Genomic DNA, 24,779 nt, shown 5'->3' on the forward strand with positions numbered 1-24,779 from the left:
ATGCGAGTTAGTTACTGAGCCAAAGCTATTTTCAAGCGACTTGACCCAGTATTTAACGTCGCATCCCAACTAGCATTTTTGCTTTTCTAATCTAGCTTTTCAAACACATTGAACTCTGAGAGTGTATGTTGATACTTACGTTTAGTTTCACGTATAACAAAAGGGATCTCGGTTGGCTCTCCCACTCGTTTAAAGCCGTCACCTAATGCATCTTCTAAAGCCTGGGTTGAACTTAAGGTCTCGCCGTTTTTATCCTTATAGCCACCTAGCCACTCACTTCGCTCGGTATATTCTTCAAGCCAAGTAAAGGGGCTAGCTATAATTAACAAGCCACCCTTATTTAGTCGCGTAGCCATGTCTCTCAACACCTTCCGTGGACTGTACACTCTATCAATCAGGTTACCCATGAAAATGAGATCGTACCCGGTAAATTGAGGCTTCAAGTTACACGCATCGCCTTGTGCAAACGCAACATTTTTTGCACACTCGGCGAGGCCTAATGAAGAAAGCTTACGCGCCTTAAATGACGTCAACTCACCTTCTTCTATTAGGTTATAGCGAATTTCGCCACGCTCTTGCATATCAAATGCGGTTTTAATAAAGCGCGCCGAGAAATCTATACCGTCGACATGCTTGAAGTGCTTGGCTAATTCAAATGATGAACGACCTACCGCACACCCTAAATCAAGGGCTTTAGCATTTGGCCTTCCTTTCATAGCGTTAATGCAAAACAGTGCGCTTGCTTTCGCAAAGTTAGGTACGTCGTAATATTCGTCCCCATAATGAAATTCACTGTACTGTGAAACCTGCGTATCGCTTTCATAATCAAAATCGTTCACTGCTATAACTCGCTTCCCTTGAACATATCGAAAACCTGCGTGCTGAAAGAAATGTCGTCTAAATGCATAACGACTGTCTTTCATCGCCTCATTACCTGTAGAAATCCAGCTTCCCCCCTTGAAAAGATTGTGCTTATTATCAAAGGTAGGTGTAGTGAAATCATCGTAAAGAGGATGAACTTTGAAACCTTCAAAGGGGTAAATTGGTGTTTCAGTCCACTGCCAAACATTGCCAACCACATCAAAAAATTCGCCAGAACGGTTTACCGTAACGGGCTCGCTCGACGCATACTTTTGAAGCGCAATATTAAATCCATCAGCGTACACCGCCTGCGTCACGCCCGCCTGTTGACGAAGCGCCAACCACTCATTTTCAGTAGGCAGGCGAATAAGCTCACCAGTCAACTCGCTTTTATAATTGCAAAAGGCTTTCGCCTCGTGATAATTCACGTCGACTGGCCAGTCTAAAGGTAATGGGTGCTCCTCTAACATGCTGCGGTAAGCAAAGCTGTTCCCCTTCTTTATCCAAAACACAGGGTGCTGCGCTTTTGTATATTCACGCCATTTGTTGCCTTCGTCTTCCCAGTATTTAGCGTTGTTATAACCGCCATCTTGTACAAAGGCTAAAAACTCACCATTGCTGACCAAAAACTTAGAGGCACTGAACTCACTCACCGATTCGGCCTGATAACCATATTCGTTATCCCAACCGTAATACTCACTGTCCCACGGCTTTTCGTTTATAACATCTTGCGATGGCACAGTAATCAATTCATTAGCCTGCAGTTGCTCAATGTCTGTTGTCATATCTCGACACACTGGCCATTCGCTTTTAGGGCGAACAGATTCAATGGGCAGTTGACGTATAAGCACCGACGATGTTTCTAAATGGATGCGCTCGTGTTCAATACCCATTACCACAGGCCACATAGGGTTATCCCAATCGATGGGCATAGTAAACGACATGGTATCAATTAAATCGCAAACTAATGTGCGAACTTGACTTCGGTATTGTCGAACCTCGTCTACGCTGGGCCACTCATAATTAGCGTCGTTAAGATCGTCCCAACTCATTTCATCCACACCGATGGCAAAAAGAGATTCAAATTTTGGATTGATTCGCTCGTTAATTGCCTTGGACAACACTAATTTATTAATAAAAAACGTAGCCGTGTGGCCGAAATAGAAAATTAATGGGTGACGAAGCTTTTCGGGTCGTTGAAAGAATACTTCGTCGCTAGTTAGGCAAGAGAAAAGTGATTCATAGGTATCAAAAGAATCGAGAAAATAAGCTTTGATTTCTTTTCTTTTTTGCTCAACCGTTCCTTCCCTGAGGTTGAGTGTGGGCATTGCCTGCATAATGTCCTCTCGTATTATTTTTATGTACTACCAACTGCACAAAAATAGTTTTGCGTGTTTAGAAGCAGGAAAGCCTCATGTAAGCAGCGTGAATTCAGTTGATTGCATATCTATTTATAAGTAGCAGCTTTTTATGAAGAAAGCGCGACACATCTAGATTTTCTTTGAAATGTTCTGTAATTACCTAATATAGACAAGATGAGATCAGAAAATATTTCATAAAAACGAGTCGTCATAGCATGATGAACACAGTCATTCTAGCGCAGATTAGTGTTTTACTATATTCACTCAAGTAGTAACTACCGGCAGGATTATTTGGCTTATTACTCGTCATATTGAGTATGTAATAAGCAAATGAAGGTAGACCAAGACTTGAAACCGTGGTGGTATTTGTATTCATCGTTACAAGCCACATATTAAAAGGTTTTATTTAACCCATAAAAAAAACCCGCAACAATGTGCGGGTTTTTCGTATTTGGCGGAGAGTGAGGGATGTGCTCGGGTACGTCCTGTACCCGCCCCTTCGGGCGCCTGCGGCGGCACCAATCGTTCCCGACGATTGGTCGAACAACGGGGGCTCTCACCCTCACTCTATAGAAGTTTTATTTGACCCATAAAAAAACCCGCAGCAGTGTGCGGGTTTTTCATATTTGGCGGAGAGTGAGGGATTCGAACCCCCGGTGGGTTTGACCCCACGTCTGATTTCAAGTCAGGTGCATTAAACCGGGCTCTGCCAACTCTCCTGAAGTAATGGGTATATTAATGATTTAAATGTCTCTGTAAAGCACTAATTTCAATTAAATCAATCAACTGGTGAAATATTGGCCTTTCGTTTTTTGGCCATAACTTCAAGAACAACGACATGACCTTTCTGCTTGATTATCGTTTAAACAACGTTTTCGCAAAGCGATATGCAACGTATGTTGCGGGCGTTAATTTGCAAACCATTAAGTTTAGCGCACTCGTGCGTCCGTAATTTCAAGCACCAATAGTTTTCAATTAGTTGACGAGTGAATTTCAAACATAAAAAAACCCGCAACAGTGTGCGGGTTTTTCGTAATATGGCGGAGAGTGAGGGATTCGAACCCCCGGTGGGTTTGACCCCACGTCTGATTTCAAGTCAGGTGCATTAAACCGAGCTCTGCCAACTCTCCTCAAGTGCTGCGTATCTTAATGATTTAACCAAGGGTGTAAAGCACTAATTTGAACTTTCACGCTCAAGCGAACAATTGATGAACGATATGTTTAATATTTGACAAACATAAGAAGATTCAAGAAAAAAGACGACCCATTCACAGGGTGTTTTGCCACAGGAACATGCTTGCAGGCTTGGTTAGCAAAGTTAGCGATATTGCTTTGTCTGATGCCCTATTGTTTAAACCGTAACACACATGTAAGGGTAACAGGTGCTCTTCCCTCGGATGTGCATATAGGGCGTTAGGCCCTTTAAACCACTCTATCAATTTTCCCCTTCGCTCGCTTTCGCTGTAAGCACTAGAATGTATAGTATCTTGTAACCAAGCGTTAAAATTACGTGCTCTTTTTAGCGCAGTGTCGGAGTTATCGAAAAAGCCCTTCATATTGTGAAAAGAAGACCCTGACCCCAACACTAAAATCCGATCCATGGATTGATGAGCTGCCAGTATATCCCTTAACGCTTCACCAAGTGCAACATGCTTTGCAGCGTTTAGGTCTGCTGCAAGCGAAAGCTGAACGACGGGAATGTCTGCATCCGGGTACATAATGCTAAGTGGAATAAACATCCCGTGATCAAAGCCACGAGTTCCATTCCCGCTTGCATTAATTCCCTTTTTATTTAGACCGTCTACGATTGATGTAGCTAGGCTAGGCTCCCCTATCGCGTCATATCTAATTGAATATGCCTCTTCAGGAAACCCGTAATAGTCGTAAATTAACGTTGGACAAGCGTTTGTTGTTACGTTGATTTCACGGCTCTCCCAATGTGCGCTTATCACAACTATTGCATTTGGCTTTGGTATTTCTTCTGAAAGCGCGGTTAGAACGTCAATCATTTCTCTATGGTAATCAGGACGCGCTGCCGCCTCACTTGATTGCATCTCAAGAAGCGGAAGCGGACCTCCGCCATGAGAAATATACGCCGTTGTAATTTGTGTGGAGCGCACCATCGATATAGTCCTTATAAACGTGAATATTGGTCAGTTTTAGTAACGCTTATTTTTAACTCTATTCACTTTGTCAATTTATCGCTGATAAGACCATCAACAGAAAACTTGCCACCACCCTGAATAGTTAAAGCAGCTGTAACTGCTAGCAGTGCAAGCGCAAATTCATAACCGTTATTGCTCATAAACAAGCCGTTTGATGCATGAACGCTAAATATCGCTACCAACATTGTAAATGCACTCACCAATGCTGCAGGACGAGTAAGCGCCCCCAAAATAAGCGCTAGCCCACCAAAGAATTCTGCACTCCCCGCAAGTAGTGCCATTAAAAAGCCTGGGGCTAGACCGATACTTTCCATCCATTGACCTGTGCCCTCAAGACCGTAGCCACCGAACCACGCAAAAAGCTTTTGCGCCCCATGGGCGGTTAGAATAATGCCCACAGGTACACGCAGCACTAGGCTAGAAACACTGTTGTTAGACGTGAAAATATTTGCGATAAATTGATTGTTCATTGTCGTATCCTCGAATATTAAGTATTAGATTTGATCAGCGACCTACTCACTCTTAACCACGTGGCCCGCTAACCCTATGCCGTTAGAATAGTTACCAACAGCTATTGAATAAAGCGGCAAAATATAGAATGATTACCAACAAATTGTTGTTAATCATCAAAAATTATGGATAAGTTATCTCTGCTGAAAACATTCAGTGTTGTTGCGAATGAAGGAAGCTTTACAAGGGCAGCACTTAAGCTCGATACGTCTAATCAGCTGGTAAGTAAATATATCGCTGAGCTTGAAAAACAACTTGATACCCGACTATTTAATCGCACCACGCGAAAAATACATCTTACAGAAGCGGGCCAGCAGTGCTTGCAACATGCAAATCATATTCTTGAAAGCGTTAATGATATGGAGAGTCAGCTCGGACAGTTAAGTTCTGAGGCAAAAGGTTTATTGCACGTGAGTGCACCAGTTTCATTTTCCACGTTACATTTAGCTGGAGCGCTTAGCGCATTTCAGCAGGCACATTCAAACGTTTCTATAAATTTGCAATTAAATGATAGAAAAATTGATGTGATAGATGAGGGGTTCGATGTTGCTTTGCGAGCTGGAAACCTGACTAGCTCATCGCTTATTGCTAAGAAAATCACCTCCATCAAACTCGCGCTATGCGCCTCTCCTGCTTATCTTCAAAAATATGGCACACCACGCCACCCAAAAGATCTTAAACCTGAACACTATCTTGAATATTCTTATGTGAACTATGATAACGAAGCGTCAACGCTCATTGCAGCCCTCAAGGCGAACGCGCAAAAAGTAACGCCAAAGCTAACGGCTAATAATGGTGAGGTACTGACAAATGTTGCAAAGCAAGGAGAAGGCTACGTTTTGCAGCCTACATTCATTGCTGGAGAAGCCTTAAGTAAGGGCGAACTCATATCAATACTCGAAGACTATGTCCCTCAGTCTATTTCTTTGTATGCGGTTTACCCACATCGAAAGCTCATATCAAATAAACTGAGGGTTTTCATAGACTTTCTCTGCGAATATTTTAAAGATACGCCCTATTGGGACCAGTGAAAAGGTTACGCATAACCAATTCACTATCTTTATTGCCTAAATGCTTCCATTATTGCTGGCACACCAGGGAACATGCCGATTAATGCCATTACGGTACAAAGCACTAAAAACGTGATGCCGGGGATCAGCCAACGGCCCGCTTTACCAAGTTCACCAGCTCTATCCTTACAACCGACCAGACCTAAATTGTCTAACAACATAGTGAATGACCAGCCAAACACCGGATTCACCAGAACTGATGAGATAACCACCAGAGCCGCTGACTGGGTTGTCTTACCTTCACGGGTCATTTGCATACCTGCTTCCATTAACGGCAAAAATACACCTACAATTAGCGCAACGCATAGCACTGGCGGCCAAATAGCTAAATCCATGGGATACCCCCACAGTGCTGCGACCACACATAAAAAGCCTGTCACTAACGCGCCACCGGGAATGGGTCTACGTGCAATGGAAGCCGGTATAATATAGGTACCCCACGATGATGAAATATTTCCGCCGCCCAACAAGCTGCCCACAGCCTGACGACTCGAAGCAGCAATCATGGTGTCATCTATATTCATGTGGGCTCGTTCGCTCTTTTTAGGATAACTTAGCTTTTGAAATACTTGGTGACCCAAAAAATCCGGTGACCACATAGACACGGCAAGCACGGCGAAAGGTAACACAGCAATGAAATGCGACCAGTCGGGTAAACCTAATTTCCACCCTGTGTCTTCGCCCCACCAATATGCAGGATTTAAATTAGGGATACCGGGCGACGTGGTAAATTCAAAAGGAGCACCAAAGGAAAAAGCAATAATTGCTGCCATTACCGCACCGAGTGGTATGGCTAACCAACGTTTCTTTATATGCTCTAGCCATGCATACATTAAAATAGTAGCGATAATTACCACAAAGGCTAAATAAGCCATATCGAAGCTTTCTGCCCATGCAAAGAGCTTTTTTACTTGCCCAGTAATACCAATAAAGCCTAGGTACAATAGTAGACCGCCACATACGCCATTACTGGTTAGTTTAGCTAACAGACTTCCGCCTTTGGTTATTCCTAAAATAAAGCCGAATAAGCCTATGAGTAAACCAAGGGCCATTGGATGGCCGCCTGACGCCACGATAAGCGGGACCAGCGGAAGAAGCGGGCCGTGTGTTCCAGCCAAATTAGCAGAAGGGTTTAAAAAACCTGAAATCAAAACGACGAATAAGATTGCAGCAATAAGTAATTCAAAACGTACGTTTTCAATGACAAACTCTGGCGATAGCCCTAAAGGCGCAGCAAATGCACCGACAACCGCTGCAACCATTACGATTTTACCTATCGTTGCGGCCATGCCCGGAACGCAGTCTTCCCACTCAATGCGGTAGTCTCTTCCTGGTAAATTCAAGCGCCAACGCTTAGGCGCTAATATTTGTAGCTCGTGGTCTAAATATTCGTCTCTTGAATTAAATTTGTTACTTGGCTTGTGAAGGTTTTGATAAGAAGAGCTTTCTTGTGACACATAACACCTTTAGATTGCGCGAAGAAAACGCAAGCCTAAACATGTGAATGGGATGTAACAATGCGACTGTGGTCTTATACTAAAGTTTAAATTAATAAAAGGGCATAAAAAAACCCGCAACAATTTGCGGGTTTTTCGTATTTGGCGGAGAGTGAGGGATTCGAACCCCCGGTGGGTTTGACCCCACGTCTGATTTCAAGTCAGGTGCATTAAACCGGGCTCTGCCAACTCTCCTGAAGTGCTGCGTATCTTAATGATATTTTTATGACTGTAAAGCGAAAAATTAAAAAAGTTGTTCAAGTGCCGAGAAATCAAACAAATACAAGGCTTCACGCGTATAAAAGATGGTTTTGTATTCACCTGACACCATTTTCATCTGAAACTACTTGAAAATGGGAACTAAAACCCATACAACATACACTAAATAATTGTGTACCATTTTGGTCATATCATAAGTCCTGTTGGAGGAAACAATGGATCAACGTTCGATGTATTCAAGTGCATCTCAACCATCGGTATTGCAGACGAACAAGGTTCTTCGCAACACCTATATGCTGCTTGCGATGACACTAGCGTTTAGTGCGGTTTGTGCTGGTATAGCAATGGCGGTAGGCATTTCTCCTATGATGTCTCTTGTTATGACTATCGGCGCTTTTATAACTCTATTTGTTGTGCAGAAAAAAGCTGATTCAGCATCTGGTATCTACTGGGTGTTTGCATTCACAGGTTTAATGGGTGCATCACTAGGTTACACGCTTAATTTCTATCTAGGTGTAGCAGGTCCCGGCCTAATCATGGAAGCACTAGGTGCAACAGCACTTGTGTTCTTTGCGCTATCTGGCTACGCTCTTACTACTAAGAAAGACTTCTCGTTTATGGGCGGCTTCTTGGTTGTGGGTCTAGTTGTAGTGCTTGTAGCCGCTATTGCGAACATCTTCTTCGCAGTGCCTGCGGTAAGCCTAGCAATCAGCGCAGCGATTGTGTTCATCATGTCAGGCTTCATTTTGTTTGACACAAGCCGTATCATCCACGGTGGTGAAACAAACTACATTCGCGCGACAGTTTCGCTATACTTGAACATATACAATTTGTTCACGTCTATCCTTCACCTTCTAGGTGCATTTGGCGGCGACGATTAATACAGCGTTAAAGGTTTAAAAGACAAACACCCCTTAAACGGGGTGTTTTTATTTGTATGGCAGAATATTCAATACTTATCACATCATCACCGTTTCAAGGCGACACAGCTTTACGCGCCCTCGCCTTTGTGCAAGGTGCCATTGACAACGGCGATGTAATAAACCACGTCTTTTTTTACAGCGACGGGGTCTATCACACCAACAGTTTAATGCTTAACACTGGTGACGAGCTATTTGCGCTTGATAGCTGGAGAGCACTCGCAACTGCGCACAACGTTAAGCTACTGGTGTGCATTACTGCTGCAGTTAAGCGAGGCATTGTGAGTGAATTAGAAGCGAAAGAGAATGGCATTGCACACGCCAACCTTGCAGCGCCGTTTGAACAAGCAGGTTTGGGCGAGTTTTTTACTGCCCTTCATGAGTGTAACAGGTTGGTGCAATTTTAATGGCACGTTTACTTATTAGATTTACGCAAGGCCCCTTTTCTAATGCGAAAAGCCAAGACGGTTTAGATTTCGCCCTCGCTGCAACAAACTACGGGCACGAAGTGAAGGTGATCTTTGAAAACCAAGGCGTGCTTCAGCTTGTTAAATCAGCATCAATTAAGGGGCTTAAGAATCATACTAAGCGCTTAGCCAGTATGCCCTTTTTTGATATAGAAGAATGCTTTGTATGTAAAACAAGTGCAGAGAATTACGATATTGACCATGTTCTTGCAAATACCGATTTGTTTGAGGAACTTGAATGTGAGTGGATAAATCCAGCTGAAAAACTTGCCCTTATACAAAGCGTTGACCATGTGGTGACCTTCTAATGCTTATTACTATCTCAACCCCAACACTCTCTATTGCTGATAAACAGTTTCTAACGGCTGCCGTTAAACAATCAAACGCAGATTTAAGTGTTGTGTGTGTAAGCGACGGCGTATATGCCCCTAAAATCGAAAGCGCATTTTTTGAAAAATTAACAAATAGCGGCAAAGAAGAATCACCGTTCAGTTTGGCATTTATCGATAGCGATGCATCTTCACGAGGCGCTACGCTGCCGGATTACGCTACACCTATCACTTCTAGAGAATTAGCAGCCTTGTCAGCAAAACACATACACTGGATTACTCTTTCATGACGCAAGAAACCTATAGCTTTAATTATAAGGGCCAAGAAATTCCTACGGACAAAGCCGGGTATTTGCTCGACTACACGCAGTGGGAAGAAGGTATGGTTGAGCCACTGGCGCAAGAAGAAAACATTCAATTAACTGAAGCGCATTGGGAAGTAGTTCGTTTCGTGCGCGCATTTTATGAAGAGTACGAAACCAGCCCAGCGATCCGCGCCCTTGTAAAAGCCATGGCCAATAAATTTGGCCCAGAGAAAGGTAATAGCCGCTATCTGCAGCGACTGTTTAAAAAAGGCCCTGCTAAGCAAGCCACCAAACTTGCTGGATTGCCCAAACCTGCGAAGTGTTTATAACGCTTTATTTAAAAAACGTTTTTAACAACATTTTGGCGTCATAGTTGAAGCGCTAGCAATAACCGCTAGCCTCCCGCTTTAAACGCGCCTTGCTCCATTTTTTTATCCTTCAAAGCGTAACATCTACTGCTAGTTTTTAAACAAGCGCTCTATTAAGAAAAAACCAAATTCTAATTAGCGTGGTAACAGTAGCTAGCCTTCGTTAGGCCCTTTCAAGCGCGCATTATTGATGTTTTTTTGGTATTGGTGCTGATATTGCAACAACTCCTTTACATAAGCGTTTTATTTGCTGTTTCAGGCACATTTTTCATATTTGCCTTTGCAAAACACCAGAAACGTGAATGTTTTACATAAATGGACATAGGAGGCTGTATGACAGTTCAAAAACACTACGTAATCGTTGCCAACCACGACAACGCTATTGCTTACACCTATACCAATCATGGAACCGCGCTTGTTGAAGTTAAAAAGTGGCATAACGAATTTAGTGACGCCAGCGATCAAAATATCTACACCGACAGGCCGGGAAGACAGTCGGCTCCTGCGTCGCAAGTACCCGGCGTGGACAGTATGAATCGAAAAGACGCAGCTGAACTTGAAGATGAGCGTTTCGCCAGTGATATTGCAGACTGGCTAGATAGCGAGCGTAAAAGAGGTGCGCTAGGTTCAATAGATATTATTAGCGGACCAGGTTTTCTGGGAAAACTCAGGAATGAAATGTCATCCGCGTGTACCGACGTTGTCGATAAAGAAGTAACAAAGAATGTTTTAGGTGCCGATGAAGAAACTCTACTTTCTTATCTTAGATAGCACTCCCCTTAATAAATAGTTAAATATAGGCGGCTGTCGCAGACTGAGCCGCCTGCCTTACACATAATGAAAAGCTTGTACCTTGGTAGATTCTTGCACTGGGCCACTATTGCGTTTATAAAAAAACGCTACCAAGCCTTAAGTAATTGCGTGTCTCCTATTGCCTCTGCACTTTTAAACGTCTTTACTCGCGTTACTTCAAGGTGGGTATAAATACGAGGATTATTCAAAATATACTCTACCTCATTATTTAATGAGCCTTGTGTGTCAGCGGTTAGCCACGCATTAATAGCATGACTATCATGAGGAAGAAAACAGGGAATCGACTTTTCATGATACTGGCTAAAGCCATCGATAGTTGGCCGCGTCACAACTGCACAGGAAAACAGCCCATTGCTAAAGCGCCGGTATACTACGCCAATGAGCAATGCTCCGCTTGTGGGCTTCATTAAATAATGTGCTTTTCCTTTCCCAACTGGGTTAGACTCCCCTACCGCCGTTGCTACAACCACTGCTCGCCGCTCACGGATAAACTTTCCCCAATAAGGGCTATCTAGATTGCGGGCGTTAAATGTGGTTCTATCGCTAATTTGCAGTGTGTCACCAACGGGCTTGGCGTCAAACCACCATGTTGCGTCTATGGTGCTATCTCCAGACACGATTAAATTGGTAATTTGCTTTTCGGGCGCTTTACCAAATGCAGGATAGAAGTTAATAACGTTGCTTGAGGAGTACTCGTCAACAAAAAGCGGAATGGTTTGCGTAAGCCCTACTTCTTCAAGTAGTGCTATAACATCGGGTGAGTCTGTAATACGTTGTATAAATCCGCAGATTGGACAATATCCTAGAGCTCGAATGGTTAAAAAAATCCGGCATTTAACAATACCGGATTTCAAAATTACTTTTAATAACGCTTCTTTTAATAACGCTTCGTGTCAAACAAGGGGAAACTAAGCAGTCGCCTTAATAACCTCTTGCCCTGCCATGTAAGGCACTAGCGCTTTTGGAATCGTAACGCTTCCGTCTGCCTGCTGGTTATTCTCTAAGATAGCAACAAGCGTACGCCCTACAGCCAAACCAGAACCGTTCAGTGTATGTAGCAATTCAGGTTTATTGGTTTCAGGGTTGCGGAACCGTGCCTGCATACGTCGCGCTTGGAAATCCAGCATGTTTGAACACGAAGAAATTTCACGGTATGTATTTTGCGCAGGTAGCCATACTTCAAGGTCATAGGTTTTACACGCGCCAAAGCCCATATCACCCGTGCATAACAGCATTTTACGATACGGCAACTCTAGCTTTTGCAGAATAACTTCGGCGTGACTTGTAAGTGCTTCAAGTGCGTCAAAGCTATCTTCTGGCTTAACTAGCTGCACAAGTTCTACCTTGTCGAACTGGTGCTGACGGATAAGGCCACGGGTGTCACGTCCGTACGAACCGGCCTCTGAACGGAAGCAAGGCGTGTGAGCCGTCATTTTCACTGGCAATGTTTTCGCATCTAATATTTCATCACGGGCAATGTTTGTCAGCGGTACTTCTGCCGTTGGAATAAGGCTGAGACCCTGCCCCTCTTCTGTTGCTGGTTTGGTGTGGAAAAGATCTTCACCAAATTTAGGCAACTGGCCCGTGCCGTATAAACTGTCGGCATTAACCAAGTAAGGCACGTACATTTCTTGATAGCCATGCTCTTGGGTATGGGTGTCTAGCATAAATTGAGCAATAGCACGGTTCAAGCGAGCGATATCCCCGCGCATGACAACAAAGCGGCTGCCAGTAAGCTTACTGGCGGTTGCGAAATCTAAGCCGTTGTTCAAGCCTTCAGCAACATCTACGTGATCTTTTACTTCAAAATCAAACGTACGCGGCTCGCCCCAACGAGAAATCTCAACGTTGTGGTTTTCGTTTTCACCTTCCGGCACCGACTCATGTGGTAAATTAGGAATGCCTTGGGTAAAGATATTAATTTCTTCTAGCAGTTCGCTAAGCTCTGCTTTAGCGGCATCAAGCTCGTCACCAAGCTTACCCACTTCTGCGAGAAGCGGCGCAATATCTTCACCTTGCGCTTTTGCTTTACCAATGGATTTACTTCGTACGTTTCGCTCGTTTTGCAGATCCTGTGTTCTGGACTGAAGTGTTTTTCTTTTTTCTTCAAGCGAACTGAAAGCTGCTACATCGAGGTTAAAACCACGGGCAGCCAATCGCTTAGCTGTTTGTTCTATATCGCTTCGCAAACACTTTGGATCTAACATGTGTTTCTAATTATCCTTTCATTAATTGAATGGCTAGCCAACCAGCTATTAGGCAAGCGCCAACGTTAAGAAATACATTTGCTGCGGCTTTAAGCCACAACCCGTTTTCTAATAAAGTTAAGGTTTCAACGGAAAATGTTGAGAATGTGGTAAAGGCACCTAATAACCCTACACCAATAAGCGCTCGGTATGGGGATTCGCTTAAATCATGACGTTCGATAAAACCGTACAGCAATGCGAGTGCAAACGACCCGACCACATTCACCGCTAGTGTACCAAACGGCATGTGTTTTCCAAATAAGGAATCAACACTTGTAGTAACAAAATAGCGTAAACAGGCACCAGTTGCCCCGCCAGCGGCAATAAAACAATACAAAGCTAACCCTTGAGGCACGAAAAACTCCCTAGCACGTTCTATTTATAAGCTATTTTATATTACTTGAATTCATTGAAGTGCACGTGTGCAACTTTACCTTTTATTGTTACTTCTCGCATTAAGAGAGTCGAGAAATTCACGCTTCGCTTTTAGGGCTTTTTCTAAACCACGCTCATTGGGGTTGTATAGGCGAGTACCGGTAAGGCTCTCAGGAAAGTAGGACTCACCTGCGGCGAATGCATTTGGCTCGTTGTGCGCATAACGGTAACCATCGCCGTGGCCTAGCTCTTTCATAAGCACTGTTGGCGCATTTCGCAAATGCATAGGAACCGGCGCATCTGAGGTCTTGCGCGCCAGTGCTTTTGCTTCGTTAAACGCCATATAAACCGCATTACTTTTTGCTGCTAATGCGCAATATACTGCAGCTTGCGCAATAGCGCGCTCACCCTCGGCTGGTCCTACTCGGTGAAAAGTATCCCATGCGTTAATGCAAAGCTGCATTGCTCTTGGATCGGCGTTACCAATATCTTCCGACGCAATAGCCAGAAGCCGTCTTCCCACATATAACGCGTCACCGCCACCATCGAGAATTCTTGCGTACCAGTAAAGCGCAGCGTCAGGATCTGAGCCTCTCACGGATTTATGAAAGGCTGAAATCAGGTCATAAAAGGTATCGCCCTTGTTGTCGTAGCTCGCCACTTTCTCGCCCACTGCATGTTCAACATCGCTAACGGTAATGTCGTTAGCGCTTGTGAAATCTGCAGCTAGCTCCAAATAAGTGAGAAGACGACGAGCATCGCCGCCACATAAATCGATAAGCGCGTTTCTGGCTGTTGCATCAATGCCAAGAGCCCTGTCGCCCAGTCCTTTTTCAGTATCGACTAGCGCCCTATCGATTAACTCTGACAGCGCGTGTTGTTCCAGCGTCTTTAACACATACACACGCACTCGAGATAACAAGGCTTTGTTTAGTTCAAATGAAGGGTTTTCTGTTGTTGCGCCTATGAAGGTGACAACGCCTGACTCAACGAATGGGAGAAAGGCGTCCTGCTGACTTTTATTAAACCGGTGAACTTCATCAACAAAAAGCAGCGTTCGCTGATTATAACGGGCATTATCTTCAGCCGTTTCCATGGCTGCTCTAATGTCTTTGACTCCGGAAGTAACCGCCGAAATACGTAGTACAGACGCATTAGTATACTGAGCGATAAGCTCCGCAAGCGTAGTTTTTCCGGTGCCAGGAGGCCCCCATAAAATCATCGAGTGGCAGTGCCCTGCCTCTAACATTTTACGAAGTGGTTTGCCTTCTCCCAGTAGATGCTCTTGCCCGCTATATTGCGCTATGGTAACGGGGCGCATGCGCGCCGCCAACGGCGCGAAGTCTTGTTTAACGCTGGTCATCAACTATAAAGCTATCTGGGATATCTACTGAAAATGTATCGGCAGGAATAGGAAAACGGGTTTCAATATTATTGAATACTAAGGTGCTTACCTGTTGTTGAGCATCTAGCATATTGAGCGAAGCCAGTTCGTTATCTTGGTTGAAAGACAGCGTGAGAGTAACGATTTGCCCCCCTTCTTCTTTAGGCGTGATTTGATAACTTTGCATCACCGTATCGTTATTGATATCGCTTGCCGAAGTGTTGGTAGGTACACCATTGTTCATTTGGCTGATAGAAAACTTTGACCACGTCGCTTCATCTGTAGATGTAAGCAAAACGATAGGGTTATCCTTAATCGCATTATCTTGAGATAGCACCGTCACCTGCTCTACGAAGGTATCCACATTCCAAACTGCATCTCCATCGGCTACAAGCAATGTTTCATCTGGAAATGTTGTTTCCCAGCGAAGTTTATTGGGACGGGTCATAGTAAGCGTGCCTTGGGCCTCATGCACTACGTTTTGCTGCGCATCAACCACTGTCTGAGCAAACTCAGCACGGAACTGTTTCATGTTGCTCAATCGCGTCTGCAGCGATGAACTTACTGAGTCATTGATACTTTCTTTTTGCGCTATAGCTGTAGTGTCTACGCTGCTACTAGTAGCTAATTCTGCCGATGCGTTGGCAGCATTTATCATTAGGCCGCCAGCGGTTAGTGCACTTATAAAATAAACCGAAACTGCTTTATTCATTTATTCAATCCATTCGTTATTCTTTGTGGGGCGGCGGTGCAAGTACCTCACGGTTCCCGTTATGCCCCTGTGCACTTACGACACCACTCATTTCCATTTGTTCAACAAGTCGCGCGGCGCGGTTGTAACCAATTCTAAATTTACGCTGCACGCTAGAGACACTAGCTCGGCGGGTTTCAGTAACAAATGCCACAGCTTCGTCATAAAAAGCATCAAACTCCTGGTCTTCACCTTCAGGCTGTTCACCAGGAAGTAATACTTCTGCCGATGCCTCGCCATTTAAGATTTCGTCAATGTATTCGGGTTCACCGCGTTTTTGCCAGTCAGCTACCACAGCGTGCACTTCATGGTCGTCGACAAACGCACCGTGCACTCGGGTAGGCACCGGACTTCCCGGCGGCAGATACAGCATATCTCCCATACCTAACAGAGTTTCAGCGCCCTGTTGGTCCAGAATGGTTCTTGAATCAATTTTGCTCGATACCTGAAACGCACAACGAGTTGGAATGTTCGCCTTAATCAGACCTGTAATAACATCTACAGACGGACGCTGTGTGGCAAGAATAAGGTGTATGCCCGCAGCACGTGCTTTCTGTGCGATACGTGCAATGAGCTCTTCAACTTTTTTACCCACTATCATCATCATGTCGGCAAACTCATCAACAACGACTACAATAGCGGGAAGCTTACCTAAGTCTGGAGCTTCGGCATCCATGCTTTCTTCATTCTTCCAAAGCGGGTCTTTAATTGGCGTACCGTTGGCAATAGCCTCTTCAACTTTTGCGTTATAGCCTTTAAGGTTACGCACGCCAAGGGCGCTCATAAGTCGATAACGGCGTTCCATTTCACCCACACACCAACGAAGCGCATTAGCGGCCTCTTTCATGTCTGTAACCACTTCCGACAATAAATGGGGAATGCCTTCATATACAGACAGTTCAAGCATTTTAGGGTCAATCATGATCATGCGCACGTCTTCTGGCGTGCTCTTATACAACAAGCTCAGTATCATCACGTTTACGCCCACTGATTTACCTGAACCGGTCGTACCTGCCACCAATAGATGAGGCATTTTTGCCAGATCAACGACAACGGGTTGCCCTGAGATATCTGCACCCAGCACCATCGTTAACGGCGATTTGTTTGATTGGAACGTGTCGCAACTAATCACTTCGCTCAAGCGAACCATTTCTCGCTTTTTATTCGGAAGTTCTAGGCCAATAACTGACTTACCGGGAATAACTTCAACAACGCGTACTGAGATTGCTGACATAGCGCGGGCCAGGTCTTTTGAGAGACCAGTAATTTTGCTCACTTTTACACCAGGGGCCAGATCAAGTTCGAAGCGAGTGATTACTGGGCCGGGATAAACCCCTACGACTGTTGCCTCAATATTAAAATCAGCAAGTTTTTCTTCAACAAGCCGTGAAATCCCTTCAATCTCTTCAGGAGTGAGCGGGTTTTCGTGCTTATCTGCGCGCTCTAGTAAATCAAAAGATGGCATGGGTGGTAGATTCGGATCCACCTCTTCTACTCTGGGCTTGACTGGTTTTGCTCCTAGCGCAGCGGGAGCGAAATTCTGTGCTTGAGGCTGAAGCGGAGTTGAAATCGATTCTGCTTGCTCTTCTTGCGCTGCATTAGATGTGCTACTAGCAGAGGATGTTGGCTTTGTGCCTGTTTCATAGGGCAAATCCTCATCAAACTCTTCTAACTCGTCAAAATTAATGTGCGGGCTTTGCTGAGTAGCCGTCCCTTGCGAATGTTCAGCAAGTGTACTTTCTGCACTTACTCCATCCTCATGAGATTTGCCAAACCCGACTTTATCTTTAACAGAGTCAGCAACAGCATTTTTAAAACCTGACAATGAGAATGCAGACTTTTTAGTGTCCTGTGTGTTACCGGACTCTTTATCAGCTTGTTCGTCAATATCACTTTTCGTATCGCTAGTTTTGTCGGGAGGTGTATTACTCGCTTCGTTATTTGTGTCGTATGTGTAAAACGGAGGCTCGTCGTCTATGCCACTACTACCGAAGGTTGGCTCACTGCGCTTTACAGCTGCGGGCTTAGCATGCACTTGCTGTGTGTCAGTGTCTGTTGCTAACGGTTCTGCGCGCATACTTGTAATATCTAACGCTGCGGTATCATCACCGTTTTGTTGAGAGGATTTGTTGGAAAGGGCCAAGCGCGGCATTTCCAACGCTAAAAGGCTCTGCGGAGCAGAAAGTGTTTTACGCCCTAACCAAAGCGTGCCCTCGCCCAGCCTGTCGATGATGGTTAACCAACTAATACCTGTTAGTAGCGTAAAACCGGTACAGAAAAAGCACAGTAGTAAAAGAATTGTACCTGCCGTATTAAAATACGGCACAAGCGCTGAACTAATAACGTCGCCGACAAAGCCGCCAGCTGAAAAATTGTAAATATCGTCGAAGTTAATACTAGCAATACCCGTTGCGCCTAGGGCCATCAGCAAACCGCCTATGATGCGCAGCCCGATGGTGAGGTAATCAAACTCGTCCAGCTCTTTGATATGCTGAAACAAAAACCACCCTAAAAAGGCGGCTCCGAAAGGCAAAAGATAAGCTAAAAAACCAAAAGAAAAGAGCAGAAGATCAGCTACCCAAGCTCCGGATGCTCCAACCCAGTTGTGTACGTCTAATTGCAACCCAGCCTGACTCCAACCTGGGTCTCCTGGATGAAAAGATGCTAGTGCCAGCAATAAAAAGAAGGCGAAAACACAGGCGATAATCATGCCTGCTTCCCACACTCGCTGAACCCCTGTTAATCGCGCCATAACCCTAAAAAACCTTCAAATTCCGTCGCATTTACTACAGCTATTATTATCACATGTTTTGTTACACGCTTTTCGCATGAGATATGCGCTAATAGCAACAAAGAGCTTAGCAAACTCCTTGCAATTCCTAGATAATTTTTATTTTATGCAAGACACTAAAACCGCAAAAACAACTACTTTCCGGTTCCCTGCCCTTCCGTTTGTCACTTCTTGCTTTCCTTTGAGAAATCTTAAACACTGTATTTTTGCACAGCCTACCATAAAATCACTCAATTGAGCCACGCTTTCATTACTTCAAATTAATGCGAAGTGACGATGTACTTTTTACCTCTTCCATCACGACATAGGTTCGCGACTCGCTTACTCCTGGTAATCGTAATAGCGTATCGCCTAACAGTTTTCGGTAACTTCCCATATCCGCTACACGCGCCTTTAACAGAAAATCAAAATCTCCCGATACCAAATGACATTCCTGTATATCGTCATGCAGTTTCACCGCAGCAGAAAATTCTGCAAAGATATCGACAGATGTTTTGGTTAGGGTTATCTCTACAAACACCAGCATAGCGGCACCTAGCTTCTCGGGGTCAACAATGGCGTGATAACCTTTGATATAGCCTTGTGACTCCAGTCTTTTTACTCTCTCTAGGCACGGGCTGGGGCTTAAACCTACCTCTTTAGCAAGCTCAACATTCGATATACGCCCGTTTTTCTGGAGTTGTACAAGAATATTCCTGTCTATTCGGTCAAGGTGTTTTGGGGTCTTTACCAGCATATAATGTATTTCATAATTGAGGATATACAGAATTATATTCTATAAAAGAATATTCTTCAGCAGATAGTTCGTTTTTTTATGGCGTATACTCGCCGAATATCGTGTTGGGCAATGTCACCCACAGCTATAAATTGAAATTCAACCAGAGCCGCATAGAAGCTCACTTTAAAATTGAGGACGATACATGATAGTTGGTGTACCAAAAGAAATTAAAAACCATGAGTACCGTGTTGGCTTAACACCTGCAGCGGTAAAAGAATTTGTTACCCATGGCCATAGTGTTTTAGTTGAAACTAACGCGGGCGATGCTATTGGTTTCACCGACGATTTGTATATCGAGGCGGGCGCTTCAATTGCAGCTACAGCTGAGCAAGTGTTTGCAGAAGCAGAAATGATTGTAAAAGTAAAAGAGCCACAACCTAACGAGTGTAAAATGCTGCGTAAGGGTCAAACGCTTTATACCTACCTACACCTTGCCCCAGACCCCACACAAACCAAGCTTCTTGTGGAATCAGGCGCAACATGTATTGCATATGAAACCGTAACTGACGAACGCAATGGGCTGCCGCTACTTGCACCTATGAGTGAAGTTGCTGGTCGCATGTCTGTTCAAGCCGGTGCACATTATTTAGAAAAAGCGCACGGCGGAAGCGGTACGCTTCTTGGTGGTGTACCAGGCGTAGCGCCGGGTAAAGTATTGGTTATCGGTGGTGGTGTTGTAGGTACTAACGCCGCGAAAATGGCGCTGGGTCTCGGCGCTGATGTAACCATCTTAGATCGTTCTCTTCCACGCCTTCGTCAGCTAGACGATATTTTTAACGGTCAGGTAAAAACAGTATACTCAACTGTTGATGCTATTGAGCACTATTCTTCAAAAGCTGATCTTGTTGTTGGCGCAGTACTTATTCCTGGTGCCGCGGCACCGAAGCTGCTTACTCGCGAACAAATTAAGGCAATGAAACCTGGCTCAGTACTTGTTGACGTTGCGATTGACCAAGGTGGCTGTTTTGAAACCTCTAAAGCCACTACTCATCAAGACCCAGTTTACATTGTTGATGATGTGGTTCACTACTGTGTTGCGAACATGCCAGGTGGCGTTGCGCGCACCTCGACAATGGCACTTAACAACGCTACATTGCCATTCGGCTTAGCCCTTGCAAACAAAGGCCCAGCGAAAGCCATGCTTGAAGACAAGCACTTGCTTAACGGCCTAAATGTTCACGAGGGTAAAGTAACCTACAAGGCAGTCGTTGATGCACTAGGTGAAGAACTAGGTTTAACGTATACGCCTGCTGAAGTTGCACTTAAAGGCGAATAAGTTTATTTCTATTATTTTAATCGCTATAGGTCACTTTCGTGAATAAGTAGCCTTAAAAAAGCTCGGTATGTGAACACGACATCCGAGCTTTTTTTATCGTAAACGCTGAATAGCGAAATAAGCTAAATTTATTATTGCTTCAAGTTCACTACCTACAATCCCACCTCACACTTAGTAAATTGCTATGTAAATTGTTGCTACGTATCTACGTCACTAGAGACCACCAATCGGTGCATCAAACATCCTAACCATTGAGCTTAATCATATCAAATGAAGAGGTTACTAGTCACAGCACCCCCAACAGTGGAGTTCTATCTTTCATGGAGGTTGACGTGCCTATGGCAGAAATTGTGCATTAGGGGAATTGGAAATGCGAAGCTATGGCCAATCGCTACACTAAACAATATTAAGCTGGTAGAGCAAATGCCATAACGCCCATGTTTTGACAGCTGTTTTTTCACCAAATTAGTAAAGAGTGAATTATTCTCTATTGGAAATTTATTTACTTATTATTATAAGGACTTAGGTTTCCGAATCGTTCACCATGTGCTTTCTTATATGCTGAGTCGGCTTTTCTAAACTTTTCATAAGCTCTTGATAACTCTTCATTACTCTCCAGCAACGCATTGATTGTATGAATCAATTCTTGTCTTCGCTTCTCTTGCTCTTTATTTCCCATCAAAGCAGTCGCATAAGCAGAGTAAATATTCCCCCTGTTAATCTCTTCCGTTACGATCTCTTGTATTATCCGCCAATCAAATACATTTCTACATACTTTAGAGCTTATGTGAGAGCCGGTTTGAGTTTCTGTTCTGCATTCAAAACGTAAGTCTTCATCCTTGATAAGGCGGTTAAATTTTTCCATGAATGCAATTCGTTCTTTTTGTCGTAATTTGTAAAAATAACCTAGTGGTCTAGAGCCTTCGACAGTTATTGTCTCAATATCCTCGTTTTGAGATTCTGGCACTAAAGTGTTTGATAGAGTAAAAGAACTAAACAGAATTAAAAACAATACGTGTTTCATTAGATATTACCTAATCTGATAAATAGTTTCTTATTTTCAATAAATTACTTGCACATCAAGGATGCGCAAGTAATCTGCTGTTTTTAGTAGCCGCCTTGCAACTCGTAAACTAAGCCCCAAATTTGTGTTACCGAGTCGTGAGTTTGGACGTAGGTTACTCCACCTGGCGCTTGAGGATTTGGTATAGCAACAACCGATGTTGTTGAAGATGTCCGAGAGATTTCGGAAGGACACTCAGGATAATATGAATCACCTGTTAATACGTGTTCAACCGGTTCCTGAAATGAACCGGACGGCATATAGCCGCATACGGTTATATAAGGTTCGTTTGCAAATACCTGTAAGGGGTGAAATAAAGCGGTTGCTAAAAAAAGGGCTTTTAATGAAGTATACGCATTTATTGCACAGCATTTTTGAGGCTTCATTTTTTCCATCTTGTATCCTTATATCCTTGATAATCAATTGTACTTTTCAGAGATACAACATCCTTTTCTTTGTTAGCTTAGTCAGGATAATCCATTAAAGCTAATTGATTTTAGAGCAACTTATGAATACTGATTGTGGTGAAACTTTCCGTCATTAATGACGCTAGGGCTTAAAGTATTTATTTCAGTTAAATAATACTTACTCAGTTCCCTAATTTAGCTTCGATTTATTCTTTAATCTCAGTTTAATACCCTTACACCTTCTTAATCTGCATATGTTAGTTTTAATATAAGCTACCGTGAATCACACTTAGCACTTTACAAATTGCCATGGTAACAGTTATCCGATCTCATATTTAAGCATGCTGAATTCAGCGAGACCGGTCATCACATACTCGAACGCATTTTGTTTTTTGGCCGTTGCAGTTTCGATAATGCCGTGCACTTGAAAAAGGGATTTTGCGATATCAATACCGACTTAAGTAATCTAGCCCACGAGCATACCCTAATCCGAGTATTCGTAACTCATCTTCACCATGTAGAACAAATGAAGGGCAACAACCCACGTTTAGGGGCAGTCTATTCCATTGGATACGCTTCGATACCTAAATTCATAAATATCTCAGCAGCGTTAAAATGAGTAACTCAGCATACAACTACGATCCAATACATTACTGAATTAGTGCTAACCGTTTATTGATGCGTTTACTGCATTCAGTACTGCAATAGGGTCTTCTGCTTTTGTGATAGGTCGCCCCATAACTAAATAGCTCACGCCCGCTTTCATTGCATCAGGAGGTGTCATAACCCGCTTTTGATCCCCTGCGTCTGCGCCTACTGGGCGAATACCTGGTGTCACTAGAAGAAAGTCGTTGCTATGTTTCTCACGTAGCGCGCTGGCTTCTTGCGCCGAACAAACAATGCCGTCTAACCCTGCTTTTTCTGTAAGAGCAGCCAGGCGCAAAACTTGTTGCTCTGGTGTTACACCGCTTACCACATCAGCAAGCTGCGCCTCGTCCATGCTGGTAAGTACGGTAACCGCTATAAGCTTAGTTTGAGGATTAGTGCTTGTTGCAATGGCTTCTTTCGCCGCTTGCATCATTGGCAACCCGCCAGAAGCATGCACGTTTACCATCCATACACCCAGCTCCGCCGCTGCTTTACATGCTTTGGCTACCGTATTGGGGATATCGTGAAATTTCAAATCGAGAAAAACATCATAGCCTTTGGCAATAAGCGCCTTCACAAACTCTGGGCCGAATAAGGTGAACATTTCTTTGCCCACTTTTAGCTTACACAAGCTTGGATCTAGTTTATCTACAAACGCCAAGGCAGTGTCTTTATTGTCATAATCTAAAGCAACAATAACGCGTGGGTCATGCATGTCTTTTTATTCTCCGTCTAGCCCTTTAATTGGTTTCACTACGCCCCATTTTTTACAGCTCGGGCAAAGCCAGTATAATTTTCGACCTGAAAATCCACAGCTTCCACAGCGGTATTTTGGCCGTTGCAGCATTTGTTTTTCTACTAGTTCTTTTAACAGCCGCAGACTATCAGCTGTGGTTTTATCTGTGAGCTGATCAATATAAAGCCCCATTAGGGTTTTGAAACCCCGCATGGTAGGACGCTTTCTAAGTTGTTCTAACAAATACTCAGCAGCTTGAAGCGTTTCGCCACGCTTCATTAAAATATCAACCATAGCCAAGTACGAGGTAGCGCACTCTTGCCAGTGGGCTTCTAAGTTCTTTTGAAAACTGTCCCAGTCATCAGTTTCTTCGGCTATTTTTTCAAGGCTAGGAACCGCCTCGCTAAACCAATTAATGTCACGTTCTGCGACTTGAGTAAAATAGGCGTTAGCGTCTGTGTAGCGCTGCTGTTCTAAAGCAATATCGCCTAGCATTAACCACGGCCTTACAGCGTGTTCATCTGCATTTACGGCTTTTTGAAGAAGCGTTAATGCTGCGCCTTGGCTATCATTTTTAAGCTCTACTGCCGCCTGCTCACAATAAAAATGAGCCAGCCGCTCGCACACGTCATCATTATCACCATGGCACTGAACCATCCGCTCAGCTAACTCTATGGCGCGCTCCCATTCTTTCGTAGTCTGGTAGATGCTAAATAGTTGTTGTTGTGCAACAAGATAATGCTTTTCGCTGTTAAGCAACTGAAGGAATGCATTTTCAGCACGTTCTAAAAAACCTGCTTGTGTATAGTCGTGACCAAGCTCTCTGAGGGCGTTCTCGCGCTGAGCTGGCTGAAGTTCGTCTCTACTTACTAAATTCTGATGCACCTTTATCGCACGGTCGATTTCACCGCGATGGCGGAAAAAGCTACCCATTGCGATGTGGGTTTCCACCGTATCGCTATTCACGTTAATCATTTTAATTAACGTGTCTACGGCCTTATCAGGCTGATCTGAAAGAAGAAAGTTCAGGCCTTTATAATAATGTTTTGATAGGATACTAGACTGCTTTCGTTGGGCTTGGCGGACACTATTTCGTCCCATTATCCAGCCATAACCTGCCGCAACAGGCAAAAGAAGAAACAGCAGTTCGAGCATTAGTGTTCTTGTTCCAAACTCTGTATTTTTGATTGAGCACTCATCAACTGTACCCTCAATTTAAGCCAGCTTAAAAGCATGATAAGAATGCCAATGCCTACGCCGATTGATAAGGTTATTGCAATGAGGGTCGATAGACGTAAATTAGCTTGAGCTATCAAATAATTTACTGTCACTTGTGCTTCATTTTGCGAGCCAATAACAAACGCAATGGAAAGCAGCACCAGAATGATAAGAAACGTTAGGATCCCTTTCAACACTAAACCCTTTTTATTGATTTATTTA

General features: G+C 43.9%; 24 protein-coding genes and 3 tRNA genes. 8 read left to right on the forward strand and 19 right to left on the reverse strand.

From position 1 onward, the window contains the following. Positions 1-86 precede the first annotated feature (86 nt). The 5 genes from ovoA to ACM0P2_RS10780 all read right to left on the reverse strand — a co-directional run bounded on the left by ovoA (position 87) and on the right by ACM0P2_RS10780 (position 4,857). Entirely contained in the window at positions 87-2,198 is a 2,112-nt protein-coding gene (ovoA, locus tag ACM0P2_RS10760; protein WP_419226590.1) for a 5-histidylcysteine sulfoxide synthase, read from the reverse strand. 651 nt (positions 2,199-2,849) lie between these two features. After that, positions 2,850-2,941, reverse strand: a tRNA-Ser gene (locus ACM0P2_RS10765). A 319-nt stretch (positions 2,942-3,260) separates the two neighbouring features. Next, positions 3,261-3,352, reverse strand: a tRNA-Ser gene (locus tag ACM0P2_RS10770). A gap of 138 nt (positions 3,353-3,490) precedes the next feature. Then, positions 3,491-4,345: a DODA-type extradiol aromatic ring-opening family dioxygenase gene (locus ACM0P2_RS10775; RefSeq protein ID WP_173358567.1), complete on the reverse strand. Its 855-nt coding sequence runs from the start codon at positions 4,343-4,345 to the stop codon at positions 3,491-3,493. Positions 4,346-4,407: 62 nt separating this feature from the next. After that, positions 4,408-4,857, reverse strand: a complete 450-nt coding sequence (locus ACM0P2_RS10780; RefSeq protein WP_173358566.1) for a DoxX family protein — start codon at positions 4,855-4,857, stop codon at positions 4,408-4,410. Between the two features lie 165 nt (positions 4,858-5,022). On the opposite strand from ACM0P2_RS10780, the gene ACM0P2_RS10785 reads away from it, so the two are divergent. Next, the gene (locus tag ACM0P2_RS10785; RefSeq protein ID WP_159119062.1) at positions 5,023-5,928 is read left to right on the forward strand and encodes a LysR family transcriptional regulator; all 906 of its coding nucleotides are present in this window, start codon (positions 5,023-5,025) and stop codon (positions 5,926-5,928) included. A 29-nt stretch (positions 5,929-5,957) separates the two neighbouring features. Here the strand turns inward: ACM0P2_RS10785 and ACM0P2_RS10790 are convergent, their stop codons facing one another. Both ACM0P2_RS10790 and ACM0P2_RS10795 read right to left on the reverse strand, forming a co-directional pair. Next, a complete protein-coding gene (locus ACM0P2_RS10790) occupies positions 5,958-7,424 on the reverse strand; it encodes a DUF3360 family protein (protein WP_173358565.1) in 1,467 nt (488 codons plus the stop codon). Between the two features lie 142 nt (positions 7,425-7,566). After that, positions 7,567-7,658, reverse strand: a tRNA-Ser gene (locus ACM0P2_RS10795). A 239-nt stretch (positions 7,659-7,897) separates the two neighbouring features. Between ACM0P2_RS10795 and ACM0P2_RS10800 the strand changes: the two genes are divergently transcribed. The 6 genes from ACM0P2_RS10800 (at position 7,898) to ACM0P2_RS10825 (ending at position 10,842) form a co-directional block, all read left to right on the forward strand. Next, on the forward strand, positions 7,898-8,563 hold the full coding sequence (locus tag ACM0P2_RS10800) for a Bax inhibitor-1/YccA family protein (protein WP_014949619.1): 666 nt from the start codon (positions 7,898-7,900) through the stop codon (positions 8,561-8,563). A gap of 56 nt (positions 8,564-8,619) precedes the next feature. Then, the gene (gene tusD / locus ACM0P2_RS10805; RefSeq protein WP_159119066.1) at positions 8,620-9,009 is read left to right on the forward strand and encodes a sulfurtransferase complex subunit TusD; all 390 of its coding nucleotides are present in this window, start codon (positions 8,620-8,622) and stop codon (positions 9,007-9,009) included. After that, a complete protein-coding gene (locus ACM0P2_RS10810; protein ID WP_159119068.1) occupies positions 9,009-9,377 on the forward strand; it encodes a DsrE family protein in 369 nt (122 codons plus the stop codon). The genes tusD and ACM0P2_RS10810 overlap by 1 nt, the downstream gene beginning before the upstream one ends. Continuing rightward, positions 9,377-9,688, forward strand: a complete 312-nt coding sequence (locus ACM0P2_RS10815) for a hypothetical protein (protein ID WP_159119070.1) — start codon at positions 9,377-9,379, stop codon at positions 9,686-9,688. Before ACM0P2_RS10810 ends, ACM0P2_RS10815 begins: the two co-directional genes overlap by 1 nt. Further along, on the forward strand, positions 9,685-10,032 hold the full coding sequence (locus ACM0P2_RS10820) for a TusE/DsrC/DsvC family sulfur relay protein (protein ID WP_419226591.1): 348 nt from the start codon (positions 9,685-9,687) through the stop codon (positions 10,030-10,032). The genes ACM0P2_RS10815 and ACM0P2_RS10820 overlap by 4 nt, the downstream gene beginning before the upstream one ends. 372 nt (positions 10,033-10,404) lie before the next feature. Continuing rightward, positions 10,405-10,842 carry a host attachment protein gene (locus tag ACM0P2_RS10825; RefSeq protein ID WP_419226592.1) on the forward strand — a complete coding sequence of 146 codons (438 nt, stop codon included), beginning with the start codon at positions 10,405-10,407 and terminating at the stop codon, positions 10,840-10,842. Positions 10,843-10,970: 128 nt separating this feature from the next. Here ACM0P2_RS10825 and ACM0P2_RS10830 read toward each other — a convergent pair whose 3' ends face one another. The 7 genes from ACM0P2_RS10830 to lrp form a co-directional block, all read right to left on the reverse strand. Continuing rightward, positions 10,971-11,675: an SOS response-associated peptidase family protein gene (locus ACM0P2_RS10830; protein ID WP_419227699.1), complete on the reverse strand. Its 705-nt coding sequence runs from the start codon at positions 11,673-11,675 to the stop codon at positions 10,971-10,973. A gap of 117 nt (positions 11,676-11,792) precedes the next feature. Then, entirely contained in the window at positions 11,793-13,091 is a 1,299-nt protein-coding gene (gene serS, locus ACM0P2_RS10835; RefSeq protein WP_419226593.1) for a serine--tRNA ligase, read from the reverse strand. A gap of 10 nt (positions 13,092-13,101) precedes the next feature. Next, positions 13,102-13,485, reverse strand: coding sequence for a fluoride efflux transporter CrcB (gene crcB / locus ACM0P2_RS10840; protein ID WP_419226594.1), 384 nt, complete (start codon positions 13,483-13,485; stop codon positions 13,102-13,104). 75 nt (positions 13,486-13,560) lie between these two features. Next, positions 13,561-14,868 carry a replication-associated recombination protein A gene (locus ACM0P2_RS10845; protein WP_419226595.1) on the reverse strand — a complete coding sequence of 436 codons (1,308 nt, stop codon included), beginning with the start codon at positions 14,866-14,868 and terminating at the stop codon, positions 13,561-13,563. After that, positions 14,855-15,601, reverse strand: a complete 747-nt coding sequence (lolA, locus tag ACM0P2_RS10850) for an outer membrane lipoprotein chaperone LolA (protein ID WP_159119084.1) — start codon at positions 15,599-15,601, stop codon at positions 14,855-14,857. The genes ACM0P2_RS10845 and lolA overlap by 14 nt, the downstream gene beginning before the upstream one ends. 16 nt (positions 15,602-15,617) lie before the next feature. Further along, a complete protein-coding gene (locus ACM0P2_RS10855) occupies positions 15,618-18,392 on the reverse strand; it encodes a DNA translocase FtsK (RefSeq protein WP_173358555.1) in 2,775 nt (924 codons plus the stop codon). A 289-nt stretch (positions 18,393-18,681) separates the two neighbouring features. Beyond that, on the reverse strand, positions 18,682-19,167 hold the full coding sequence (lrp, locus tag ACM0P2_RS10860) for a leucine-responsive transcriptional regulator Lrp (RefSeq protein WP_105931385.1): 486 nt from the start codon (positions 19,165-19,167) through the stop codon (positions 18,682-18,684). A 184-nt stretch (positions 19,168-19,351) separates the two neighbouring features. Here lrp and ald point away from each other — a divergent pair, with 184 nt between their 5' ends. Continuing rightward, the gene (gene ald, locus ACM0P2_RS10865) at positions 19,352-20,485 is read left to right on the forward strand and encodes an alanine dehydrogenase (RefSeq protein ID WP_105931386.1); all 1,134 of its coding nucleotides are present in this window, start codon (positions 19,352-19,354) and stop codon (positions 20,483-20,485) included. A 502-nt stretch (positions 20,486-20,987) separates the two neighbouring features. Here the strand turns inward: ald and ACM0P2_RS10870 are convergent. The 5 genes from ACM0P2_RS10870 to ACM0P2_RS10890 all read right to left on the reverse strand — a co-directional run bounded on the left by ACM0P2_RS10870 (position 20,988) and on the right by ACM0P2_RS10890 (position 24,751). Continuing rightward, on the reverse strand, positions 20,988-21,509 hold the full coding sequence (locus ACM0P2_RS10870; RefSeq protein WP_173358554.1) for a hypothetical protein: 522 nt from the start codon (positions 21,507-21,509) through the stop codon (positions 20,988-20,990). 83 nt (positions 21,510-21,592) lie between these two features. Beyond that, positions 21,593-21,943, reverse strand: coding sequence for a hypothetical protein (locus tag ACM0P2_RS10875; protein WP_173358553.1), 351 nt, complete (start codon positions 21,941-21,943; stop codon positions 21,593-21,595). A gap of 676 nt (positions 21,944-22,619) precedes the next feature. After that, on the reverse strand, positions 22,620-23,318 hold the full coding sequence (pyrF, locus tag ACM0P2_RS10880) for an orotidine-5'-phosphate decarboxylase (protein WP_159119096.1): 699 nt from the start codon (positions 23,316-23,318) through the stop codon (positions 22,620-22,622). A 6-nt stretch (positions 23,319-23,324) separates the two neighbouring features. Next, on the reverse strand, positions 23,325-24,494 hold the full coding sequence (lapB, locus tag ACM0P2_RS10885; protein WP_105931388.1) for a lipopolysaccharide assembly protein LapB: 1,170 nt from the start codon (positions 24,492-24,494) through the stop codon (positions 23,325-23,327). After that, positions 24,494-24,751 carry a LapA family protein gene (locus ACM0P2_RS10890; protein WP_173358564.1) on the reverse strand — a complete coding sequence of 86 codons (258 nt, stop codon included), beginning with the start codon at positions 24,749-24,751 and terminating at the stop codon, positions 24,494-24,496. The genes lapB and ACM0P2_RS10890 overlap by 1 nt, the downstream gene beginning before the upstream one ends. Between the last annotated feature and the right edge of the window lie 28 nt (positions 24,752-24,779).

This window comes from Alteromonas sp. OM2203 (assembly GCF_048517045.1).
Classification (GTDB): domain Bacteria; phylum Pseudomonadota; class Gammaproteobacteria; order Enterobacterales; family Alteromonadaceae; genus Alteromonas; species Alteromonas gracilis.

Excerpts from the sequence above, each read along its gene's own strand:
- ovoA (WP_419226590.1), bottom strand. The coding sequence starts at position 2,198 with ATGCAGGCAATGCCCACACTCAACCTCAGGGAAGGAACGGTTGAGCAA.
- ACM0P2_RS10775 (WP_173358567.1), bottom strand. The coding sequence starts at position 4,345 with ATGGTGCGCTCCACACAAATTACAACGGCGTATATTTCTCATGGCGGA.
- ACM0P2_RS10780 (WP_173358566.1), bottom strand. The coding sequence starts at position 4,857 with ATGAACAATCAATTTATCGCAAATATTTTCACGTCTAACAACAGTGTT.
- ACM0P2_RS10785 (WP_159119062.1), top strand. The coding sequence starts at position 5,023 with ATGGATAAGTTATCTCTGCTGAAAACATTCAGTGTTGTTGCGAATGAA.
- ACM0P2_RS10800 (WP_014949619.1), top strand. The coding sequence starts at position 7,898 with ATGGATCAACGTTCGATGTATTCAAGTGCATCTCAACCATCGGTATTG.
- tusD (WP_159119066.1), top strand. The coding sequence starts at position 8,620 with ATGGCAGAATATTCAATACTTATCACATCATCACCGTTTCAAGGCGAC.
- ACM0P2_RS10810 (WP_159119068.1), top strand. The coding sequence starts at position 9,009 with ATGGCACGTTTACTTATTAGATTTACGCAAGGCCCCTTTTCTAATGCG.
- ACM0P2_RS10815 (WP_159119070.1), top strand. The coding sequence starts at position 9,377 with ATGCTTATTACTATCTCAACCCCAACACTCTCTATTGCTGATAAACAG.
- ACM0P2_RS10820 (WP_419226591.1), top strand. The coding sequence starts at position 9,685 with ATGACGCAAGAAACCTATAGCTTTAATTATAAGGGCCAAGAAATTCCT.
- ACM0P2_RS10825 (WP_419226592.1), top strand. The coding sequence starts at position 10,405 with ATGACAGTTCAAAAACACTACGTAATCGTTGCCAACCACGACAACGCT.
- serS (WP_419226593.1), bottom strand. The coding sequence starts at position 13,091 with ATGTTAGATCCAAAGTGTTTGCGAAGCGATATAGAACAAACAGCTAAG.
- ACM0P2_RS10845 (WP_419226595.1), bottom strand. The coding sequence starts at position 14,868 with ATGACCAGCGTTAAACAAGACTTCGCGCCGTTGGCGGCGCGCATGCGC.
- lolA (WP_159119084.1), bottom strand. The coding sequence starts at position 15,601 with ATGAATAAAGCAGTTTCGGTTTATTTTATAAGTGCACTAACCGCTGGC.
- ACM0P2_RS10855 (WP_173358555.1), bottom strand. The coding sequence starts at position 18,392 with ATGGCGCGATTAACAGGGGTTCAGCGAGTGTGGGAAGCAGGCATGATT.
- lrp (WP_105931385.1), bottom strand. The coding sequence starts at position 19,167 with ATGCTGGTAAAGACCCCAAAACACCTTGACCGAATAGACAGGAATATT.
- ald (WP_105931386.1), top strand. The coding sequence starts at position 19,352 with ATGATAGTTGGTGTACCAAAAGAAATTAAAAACCATGAGTACCGTGTT.
- ACM0P2_RS10870 (WP_173358554.1), bottom strand. The coding sequence starts at position 21,509 with ATGAAACACGTATTGTTTTTAATTCTGTTTAGTTCTTTTACTCTATCA.
- ACM0P2_RS10875 (WP_173358553.1), bottom strand. The coding sequence starts at position 21,943 with ATGGAAAAAATGAAGCCTCAAAAATGCTGTGCAATAAATGCGTATACT.
- pyrF (WP_159119096.1), bottom strand. The coding sequence starts at position 23,318 with ATGCATGACCCACGCGTTATTGTTGCTTTAGATTATGACAATAAAGAC.
- lapB (WP_105931388.1), bottom strand. The coding sequence starts at position 24,494 with ATGCTCGAACTGCTGTTTCTTCTTTTGCCTGTTGCGGCAGGTTATGGC.